Below are 8,788 nucleotides of genomic sequence, written 5' to 3'. Positions count from 1 at the left end.
TTGTCGGTACAGGTATCGGCGGGGTATCCACGCTGTGCGATGCCGTGGGTGCCTTTCACGACAAAATTCCGCGCCGTGCCCAGTTGGTGATCCCCGCCGTGATGCCCAATGCGCCGGCGGCACACATCGCCCAGCACATGACGTCCACCCAGGAAGCCCAGACCTATGCCACGGCCTGTACGGCAGGTGCGGTTGCGATTGGCGAGGCATTCCGACGCATTCGTGATGGTTATCTTGATGTGGCGCTGGCAGGCGGTACCGAGGCCATGCTGCGTCCGGAGTTGATGCAGGCCTGGGGGCAGTTGCAGGTGCTGTGCCGTGATGCGTCTGCCGAGCCCTATGGCGGCTGCCGCCCGTTCAGCAAGGGCCGGACGGGATTTGCGCTGGGCGAGGGCGCAGCCATGCTGCTGCTGGAAACATACGAGCATGCCATGGCGCGTGGTGCCACACCGATTGCGGAAGTATGTGGTTATGGGGTAAGCAACGACGGCACGCATCCCTTGCGCCCCAATCCTTCCGGGCAGGCCCTGGCCATTGCCCGGGCCATGCAGCAGGCCGGACTGGCCCCCGAGGATGTTGGCTATATCAATGCCCATGCGACGGGTACGCTGACCGGTGATCGGGTCGAGACCGCCGCCATTCGCCAGGTGTTTGGCCAGGTAGCAGATCGTCTTGCCGTCAGCAGCATCAAGGGTGCCATCGGTCATCTGATCGGTGCCGGTGGTGCCGTCGAAACTGCGGTGACCGCCCTGGCGCTGCAACGGCAGGTTTTGCCGCCCACGCTTCGTTTCGAGGGGGGGGATCCCCAGTGCGATCTGGATTACGTGCCGAACCAGGCCAGGTGTGTGGATGGGCTGTCTGCCGCCCTGAGCAACTCGTTTGGCATGGGGGGGAATAATGCGGTGCTGGCGTTGAGGGTGGTGTAGGGGGGGGTGAGTACCTGTGCCATGGGCTATTGGCAGGTGATGGTGCTGTAAGCCGTTTTTTTTCACTATGTATGGCAGGCATCGCCTCGGCAATGAGGTGGTGTTTATCCTTCAGTACACATAAAGGAAAATCATGGCTGAACTCAACTATGGCAGTATCGTTGGCGTATTTTCATCCGATGGAAGATTGCGTCTGGATATCGGCACCTGGGGGTTGAAGAAAAATATCCCGGCCAATCACGACTCTTGGGCTACGCGCCTGGTGATTCGTCGTCTTGATGGCCCCAATACGGGGACTGTGGCGGCGGATCATACTGTCGGCATTTTTTCAGAAGATGGGCGGGTGCGTCTGGATATCGGCAACTGGGCGATGCAGCGCGAGGTGCCGGCCAGCCACGAGTCATGGGCTACGCGCCTGGTGATTCGCAAGCTGGATGGAACTGGCGCAGGCACACCCGTTCGTTATGGTGATCTCATCGGGATTTTCAGCGAGGATGGAAAATTTCGACTGGATATCGGGATCGACGCAGTGAAAAAAGAGATCCTTGCTGATCATGACTCCTATGCGACGCGGTTTCATATCCAGGACAGCGATCCGGTTGTTGATTTCGAGATCGACAGCATTGAATATGACCTGGAAAGAGCAACAATTGATCAAGTTCCGTTGGTCGTTCTCCAGCAAGCGGTGACCAATTCGACAGATATTGATCAGGAATGTGAGTTGAGTGGTTCCGAAAGCGTGACAGAAACTTCATCCTGGTCGGATACGCTTGGCATCAAGGCGGGCATCAAATCATCGCTGAAAGTCCAAGTGCCCTTGTTAGGCGAAGGCGGGGTGGAACTGTCGGCAGAAGCCAGTCAGTCTTATACCTCGGGTGGCTGCACCTCCAGGCAACGAACCGTGGCCTGGAAAGCCACGATAAAGGTGCTGGCACATCACTATGGCAGTGTGTCGGTGCTGGTGATGAAAGGCAATGTGATCGTGCCTTTTGTGCTCAAAGGTACTTTCATTCATAAATCAGGTCGACGCGAACCGAACCAAAGCGTCACCGGCAGCTATGCGGGTTCCAATGCTTATAAAGTCGATGTGCGCTATGTTTCGCAAACTCCTGCCGATACGGCACTGAAGATCGAAAACATCAGTGCAGCCGAGCTGCTCTGATCGGAGTCAGCCCCAGGTTTGGCACAGCCTGCGAAGCTCTTCGCGGCTGTGCAAACCCGTCGCACGATATATCTGCTTGATATGCGTACGCACTGTGTTTTCGGAAATGCCCAAACTGGTTGTGAGCTGTTTATTGCTCTGGCCTTCTCCGAGCAGTCGGGCGACTGCGGCCTGGGCTGGGGTCAGTCGTGGTTCAAGTGTATGAGATGTGCCTGGCATGGGTGAGAGCTGCGACTTGCGAAGGTAGAGCAGTCGCCCAAGAATCCGTGTCTGTGCAAGCTGTGCGCTCAGGCTGACGGATTCATTGGCCTTGATCTTGTTGCCGCCCTGTATGCTCCAGACGGCAACCGGCAGACCCAATGCCCGTATGACCGATACCATGGTCACACCACCAACGCCAACCATGCGTGGCGTGATCCCCAGTTCTGTTTCAATCATGGTACTCAGGTGCCGAATGATGGATGCGTCCTGCGGTGTGGGTGCGGCGTCCGGTGAAACCTCGATGCAACCGAAGTCGAAGGTGACGCCTGCTGTTTCTGCAATCGAGGCAGAAAGCTGCTGCAGTGATGCCATGAGTGCCGGGATTGAACAGCCCGGCATCAGGCGGATATCGAGATAAAACGCGAAATGTGCTGCCACATGATTCAGGCCGGTACACGAGGTTTCACAATGCGTGGCCGTGATGGTAGAAACAGATGGGGTGTAGTGCGGATCGGCGGCGGCAAAGCGTTGCCGGATCGGATCCAGCTGGCTGATGAAGTGGCAGGCAGCATCAAAAGCATTGGCCTTGTTTTCATAGCCTGCATGGTAGGCATCACCCCTGACATCAATGCGCAACCACATGCTGCGCTTTTCACTGATTTCGATCAGGGCTCCCTGAGGGTTTCCATAATCTGGCACGACAATCAGATCGTCGTGATGAAAAACGCGTGGGTATTTCTGGAGAATGACGTCCAGCCCCTTGGTGTAATCCGTCAAGCCTGCGCTGACGCAGATCAACCCAAGCCCCAGGCGAGGGCGGTGAGCCGGTGCCAGTTGCTTGATGGCATCGAGCAGTAGCAGTGCGGATACGATGGCTTGGTTGTTATCCTCGACACCACGTCCGTAAAGGCGGTCGCCATCGATCCGCAAGCTGAAGGGGTCACCATGCCAGTGCTCCAGTGGACCACTGGCCGCGGTATCCATATGTGTGATGATCCATAGCATATGCGTACTGCGCGGCGGCCGATACCTGGCCAGCAGGTTGGGTCTCAGGCCGCGTGGCAAACGCGTGTCCAGGCTATCGATACGCTTGATTTCGCACAGACCATTGTTGCGTAGCCAATGTTCGATCCAGCGTGCTTTTTTCTCTTCACCCTGCCCGCCATGCTCTGGGTTGATGGCTTTTCGGCAGAGCAACTGGCGATGCCACTCAATGGCTTCGCCTGGTGCCTTGTCCAGCAGGTCGAGTAATTTTTTTGCCATGCTCTTGTTCGGATACTTAGCCCAGTGTCATCAGCCATTGTGACAGCCCGGTAGTGCATGTCCTGGGTGGCATATTCTGAAGGGGGGTGTCTCCCCACAGCCAGGATTCCCGGATATGTCGGGGCGAGCAACCGAATTGCCTGCGAAAGAGCCTGCTGAAATGGGCTTCGTCTGTGAAACCATGCGTATATGCAATATCGCTGATCCGGTCCTGAGACCGATCCAGGCTGCACAGTGCCTGCAGGCTGCGTTCCAGCCGGCGTGTACGGATATAGGTCGATACGCCGCCGAAGGGTTCGAACAGTCTATAAAGCTGGCTGCGGGAAATGCCTTGGTGTTTCAACAGGTGTTCGACATCAAGATTATCCTGGTGCAAGTGCATTTCAATATATTCACGGATAGCTTGCTGGCGCGATGGCCAGGCACAGGCTCCACATGATCTTTGGCTGGATTGCTCCTGAAGGCGCATGCAGGTGGCAATCAATTTCACGGTGGCATGCGTCAGCAACTGTGCTTCTTGTTCCTGCAGATTCGGGGCTGCATGGGCCAATGTCAGCAGGTGCTGTGCCAGGATCATGCCGGAGGCCGACTGGCTGCGAATGGCATGTCCGTGCCAGCGCAGCGTGGCACATTCTACATACGGCATCAGCAGTCTCCGTGGCATGACCAGAGTCACGGATTCCCCTGTATTGCTGTCCAGCAGGATGGGGCACGACATATCCATGATGCCGAGATCTCCTGGTGCCAGGCAGATAGAGGTCGCGAGGCGGGGGCAGGATTGCGGCTGGCTACCCGTCAGAGTCGCCAACGTGGCACATCCTTGAAGTCTGGCATGCAGAATATAGTGGTCTTGCCCGTCCTGCATGATGTGATGGCGAGCGCGCAGATAGCGGATCGTGTCCGTATGGCTGTGGCACAGCAGGAAGGCACCGAAATGATAGGCCGTCATGCGTGCTTCAAAATTACGGGTATCTCCCGGGATGGCTGGCGTGGGGGCAAGCAGGGGCGACAGAAAGCGTGCCCATGCGTCCATGCGTGTACCGAGTGGGTAGCCCGTGGTGTCGCATGATCGGCAGGCAATCCGTCTGTCGGGCAAAACGGGCAGAACGTCTGGATCCTTGGCCATGCGGCAGTCTCTGTGCAATAAATAGTGTGGTTTGTCTGTAAGTGATGTTTTGTTTCTTTTTTGAGACAAAATGATTCTATCTAATTCTTTCGGGTTTTTTCGAAAGTGGGATGAATATCCTGGTTTATGGGACATTTATCCAAGTCTGGGCAACGGGTCCCGGCTTACCATGGTTCTGTCATCCTGACAGAAGGTGTCTTGCCGTGAAACTTTCTCTTAATGGTCTGATTCAAGGTATTGCCAGCGCCGTGGCGCAGGCGCAGGAGCGCATCTTTCGGCATCAGGCGGCCAATGTGCTCGAATATTTCGACGAACAGCGGCGACCGCGCTGTGTGGAAATCCGCTTGCCAGTGCTGGGGCCCAGTGTGCCGGATGCGCCTGAGGGTGATGAGCAATGGGTCAGAGTTCCCCTGCTGTCGCTGGTGGGGGCGCGTCAGTTGTCCATCAAGGACATGGAAATCAGTTTCGAGGTGGGCCTGGGCAACGATGCAGAGCCTGCACCCGAGCAAAATCTTCAGACAGAACGTGAGGCGGCATCCCCCTGGCTGCGCGAAACATGTACCAGTCCGCTATCGCTGGCCGTCGATCTGGGCGGCGCATCAAATCAAGGCCTGGGCTCGCGCGCCAAGGTCACGATCCGGGTCGAAAGCCTGGCCCCTACAGATGGCATGGCCAGACTGATTCAGCAGCTCGACAAACAAATCTGATCTTTTCAGGAGAGTGCAATCATGACCGATTTTGTGATGGGCAATCAGTTCCGGGGACTGCCGATGGATGATCTCATTGGCGGGCCGTTGATGGCGGCATGCGACGCCCAGGTCAAACTGGCCAATGCCACCGCCAACTTTATCAAGGTGATCGGTTTTCTGCCGCCTGCAAGTGCGACGGACGACCCGAAGGCGGTGGGCAATGTACGCAATGTCACGTTCAAGTTCGATCGACCGGCCCCCGTCGTGAATGACGGCAAGTCCGTGACGACAGGTGCTCAGGCCATGGAGACGGTCGAGTTGCAGGTGCCCCTGTTGTCGGTCGTCAAGGTGCCGTCCCTGTCGATTGAAACGGTTGACATCACGTTTGACATGGAAGTGAAGAACTCTGAATCCATGCGCGAGACTTCCGACAAAACAGGCTCGCTGGAGGCCAATGCAAAAGTGGGCTGGGGCGTATTCAGCGCTTCGGTCAAGATTGCTGGCTCAATCTCCTCACACAAGGAAAATACCCGCTCCACGGATCAATCTGCCAAATACCATGTCGAGGTTCATGCACGCGATACCGGCATGCCAGAAGGGTTGGCGCGCGTCCTCGATATGATGGCGCAGTCCGTCGCGCCCAGGCAGATTACAGCCGCAGCAACGTCTTGAGGGTGCCTGACCTGTCCAGAATCGTGCAGGAGCAAACCGCATTATGTTTGACCTGACAGATGTGCGCTACGTCAAACGCCTGGTGGTAGGCAGCACCGACCCCGAGAAAATGATGTCCGAGGCGGTGCTGCAACGCCAGCAGGCGCTGCTCAACCGCTGCCTTGCAGAGACGCCACGGGGTCGCATCATCGGCCTGGAAAAAACCTTCAGCCTGCTCAACATCGGCGAGCATCAGGTCGTGTTGCAGGCCATGATCTATCACATTGGTTTTGAGCGCCGACCCTACTGGCTCCCGGAGGAGGATGAGGCATGAGGTCCGTCTGTTCGCTTGATGCATTTGTGGAAACAGTGGGCCAGGTACTGGAGCGTGTTGGCCGGCAGGCATCGCAGTCCGGTAGTGCCGGGGCATGGCTTGCCCATGCACGGGTAGCTTCGCTGCGCATAGAGCTGCCGGTCAGAATTCATGCTGTGCAGGGCGATACCGTTATGCTGGAACCGACTTCCGGCTGGACCACGCGCTTTTGGCAGGCGCGTATATACCGGCTGTCCATCGAGTGGCCCGCAGCTCGTGCGGGAGACGCGGATGTGTTTCTGGAAGGCAGGTTGCTGCGGCGCTATCGGCTAACGATGCAAGGCGATCAGGCGCTGTCCGTCGTAGTGCCCAGCGACAAAGGAGTGGCGCGTGGCATTTAGGGATTTGCCTTCTCTGACGCTGGATGCCTCCACCGCCAGCCGGTTGGCACAGATCGTGTCACCCGGCGTCGAACGGCGCAGGGCACGCTTGGTCCGGACGGTGCTGCTCCTGTGCGCGGCATCTATATGCTTTCTGGTGGTTGGGTTGATACGCTTGATCTGACCGCATGACAAACGATATCGAAAGGAGAAATCTCATGTCGTCATTTACGCATTTTGCGTTGGCAGGTCTGTTGGCAATGACTGCGCATCAGGCTGTTGCCCAGGGAGGTCAAGCTCTCGATGGGCAAACCACCTTGCTCGGGTATATGAATGACCAGGGTAGGCATGTGGTGGTGCGGCTGCAACTGGCAGCCAATCCCGAGCCGGGTGACTTGAGCGGGAAGATATACATGGGTGAGCCGTGGGCATGTGGCTTTGATCTGGAGTATGGCCTGACGGTCAACAATAAAATAATTTATTCCCTGGCAGGCAGTGGGGCGGGGCGCTGCATAGCCTGGCGCAGTGGGTATATAGAGGTTGAGTCGAAGCCGGCTGGTACAACCCAGGTGGTCGCGCATGACCGTTTTGGCAGTCTAAAACAGACTATAGATCTGTCTATTCGGGAAACCGCGCGGCCATGATGCGGCTCGTGCTCTACCGGGAGTCGGCTACGGATGATGGCACGCCAGGTCGATTGGTGATGCCCGATTGGGAGTGCCATACCCTGGAGCTTCCCTGGCGGGATAACAAACCGCGTTGCTCGTGCATACCGACAGGCGAATACGAGTGCTGTCTGGTCGACTCCCCTCGTTTCGGCATAGTCTATGGCGTGCAGGGCGTGCCAGGGCGTAGCCATATTCTGATCCATGCAGGCAATGTCGCTGGCGACCGTGACAAGGGACGCTGCTCGGATGTGGATGGCTGCATACTGCTGGGGCTGGAGCGTGGTGTCTGCAAGGGGCAGTGCGGTGTGCTCAAGAGCAAGGCGGCACTGTCCATGTTCATGGCGCGGATGGCGGGGCAACCGTTCAGGCTTGTGGTTAAGAACATTTGCTGACGATTAGTCTGGACTTTCCAGGCCTACAATAGCGGATTATCTGCTTTTGTCATCGTGTTCCCATGAAACCCATCCGCAAAGCCGTCTTCCCCGTCGCAGGCCTGGGCACCCGCTTTCTTCCCGCCACCAAGGCCATGCCCAAAGAGATGCTGCCCGTCATCGATAAACCGCTCATCCAGTATGCGGTCGAAGAAGCAGTGAGATCTGGGATTACTGACCTGATTTTTGTGACTGGTCGCAATAAGCGGGCTATTGAGGATCATTTTGACCGCATTCCTGAACTGGAGGCCGAATTGGATGCCAGGGGTAAGGATGCCCTGCTGGACTGCGTCCGCAATATTTTGCCGTCACATGTCAATTGCATCTATACGCGCCAGCCGGCTCCGTTGGGGCTGGGGCATGCTGTGCTGTGTGCTGCGCCGATTGTCGGGAATGAGCCCTTTGCCGTATTGCTGGCTGATGATCTGCTGGATTCGGATACCCCGGTGACGCAGCAATTGATTGATGTTGCACATCGGCACAATGGCAGCGTTCTGGCGATTCATGACGTGCCTGTTGAGCACACGAACAAGTATGGCATTGTGGCGGGCCAGGACATTGAGCCGGGCTGCTTGCAAGTAGAACGAATCGTCGAAAAGCCAGCACCTGCAGAGGCTCCTTCCACGCTCGGCGTCGTTGGGCGCTATGTGCTTGACTCGGAGATATTCGAATGCTTGCGGGCGACACAGGCGGGAGTGGGTGGAGAAATTCAATTGACGGATGGTATTGAGCGGCTGATGCAACGAAAATCAGTATTCGGTCATAAGTACGAAGGGATGCGATACGATTGTGGTAGCAAGGAAGGAATGTTTCAGGCGGTTATGGATTTTGGAAGAAAATATTACTTTCTGGTATGAGTGAATGGTAATCCCCATATTTAGTGATTGTCGTGGTCAAGTTTTTGTGGACACCGCGATAGGGCGATTCAGGTAGTGGCTTTCTCGTAGTCGGTTGGTGATCGGTATCCGAGCATGGGGT

General features: G+C 56.7%; 11 protein-coding genes. 9 read left to right on the top strand and 2 right to left on the bottom strand.

Annotated features, from left to right (window positions below; translation table 11 throughout):
- Both ABN482_RS01820 and ABN482_RS01815 read left to right on the top strand, forming a co-directional pair.
- On the top strand, positions 1–926 hold a 926-nt coding region (locus ABN482_RS01820; RefSeq protein WP_349502388.1), incomplete at its 5' end, for a beta-ketoacyl-[acyl-carrier-protein] synthase family protein.
- Between the two features lie 133 nt (positions 927–1,059).
- Positions 1,060–2,088: an ETX/MTX2 family pore-forming toxin gene (locus ABN482_RS01815; RefSeq protein WP_349502387.1), complete on the top strand. Its 1,029-nt coding sequence runs from the start codon at positions 1,060–1,062 to the stop codon at positions 2,086–2,088.
- 6 nt (positions 2,089–2,094) lie between these two features.
- On the opposite strand, the gene ABN482_RS01810 is transcribed toward ABN482_RS01815, so the two are convergent.
- Positions 2,095–3,552, bottom strand: coding sequence for a M20/M25/M40 family metallo-hydrolase (locus ABN482_RS01810; protein ID WP_349502386.1), 1,458 nt, complete (start codon positions 3,550–3,552; stop codon positions 2,095–2,097).
- 16 nt (positions 3,553–3,568) lie between these two features.
- Positions 3,569–4,585: a helix-turn-helix domain-containing protein gene (locus ABN482_RS01805; protein WP_349502385.1), complete on the bottom strand. Its 1,017-nt coding sequence runs from the start codon at positions 4,583–4,585 to the stop codon at positions 3,569–3,571.
- Between the two features lie 296 nt (positions 4,586–4,881).
- Here ABN482_RS01805 and ABN482_RS01800 point away from each other — a divergent pair, with 296 nt between their 5' ends.
- From ABN482_RS01800 to galU, 7 genes are all read left to right on the top strand, one after another.
- Positions 4,882–5,385, top strand: a complete 504-nt coding sequence (locus ABN482_RS01800; RefSeq protein WP_349502384.1) for a DUF2589 domain-containing protein — start codon at positions 4,882–4,884, stop codon at positions 5,383–5,385.
- A gap of 21 nt (positions 5,386–5,406) precedes the next feature.
- On the top strand, positions 5,407–6,039 hold the full coding sequence (locus ABN482_RS01795; RefSeq protein ID WP_349502383.1) for a DUF2589 domain-containing protein: 633 nt from the start codon (positions 5,407–5,409) through the stop codon (positions 6,037–6,039).
- 43 nt (positions 6,040–6,082) lie between these two features.
- Positions 6,083–6,352, top strand: a complete 270-nt coding sequence (locus tag ABN482_RS01790; protein ID WP_143857258.1) for a hypothetical protein — start codon at positions 6,083–6,085, stop codon at positions 6,350–6,352.
- On the top strand, positions 6,349–6,732 hold the full coding sequence (locus tag ABN482_RS01785; protein ID WP_349502382.1) for a hypothetical protein: 384 nt from the start codon (positions 6,349–6,351) through the stop codon (positions 6,730–6,732). Before ABN482_RS01790 ends, ABN482_RS01785 begins: the two co-directional genes overlap by 4 nt.
- A 197-nt stretch (positions 6,733–6,929) precedes the next feature.
- On the top strand, positions 6,930–7,355 hold the full coding sequence (locus ABN482_RS01780; protein ID WP_349502381.1) for a hypothetical protein: 426 nt from the start codon (positions 6,930–6,932) through the stop codon (positions 7,353–7,355).
- The gene (locus ABN482_RS01775) at positions 7,352–7,771 is read left to right on the top strand and encodes a DUF5675 family protein (RefSeq protein ID WP_349502380.1); all 420 of its coding nucleotides are present in this window, start codon (positions 7,352–7,354) and stop codon (positions 7,769–7,771) included. Before ABN482_RS01780 ends, ABN482_RS01775 begins: the two co-directional genes overlap by 4 nt.
- A gap of 62 nt (positions 7,772–7,833) precedes the next feature.
- Positions 7,834–8,667: a UTP--glucose-1-phosphate uridylyltransferase GalU gene (gene galU, locus ABN482_RS01770; protein WP_349502379.1), complete on the top strand. Its 834-nt coding sequence runs from the start codon at positions 7,834–7,836 to the stop codon at positions 8,665–8,667.
- The last annotated feature ends 121 nt before the right edge of the window (positions 8,668–8,788 follow it).

Source organism: Corticimicrobacter sp., assembly GCF_040137905.1.
In the GTDB taxonomy this organism is placed as follows: domain Bacteria; phylum Pseudomonadota; class Gammaproteobacteria; order Burkholderiales; family Burkholderiaceae_B; genus Corticimicrobacter.
This window is presented reverse-complemented; position numbering and strand designations above follow the sequence as displayed.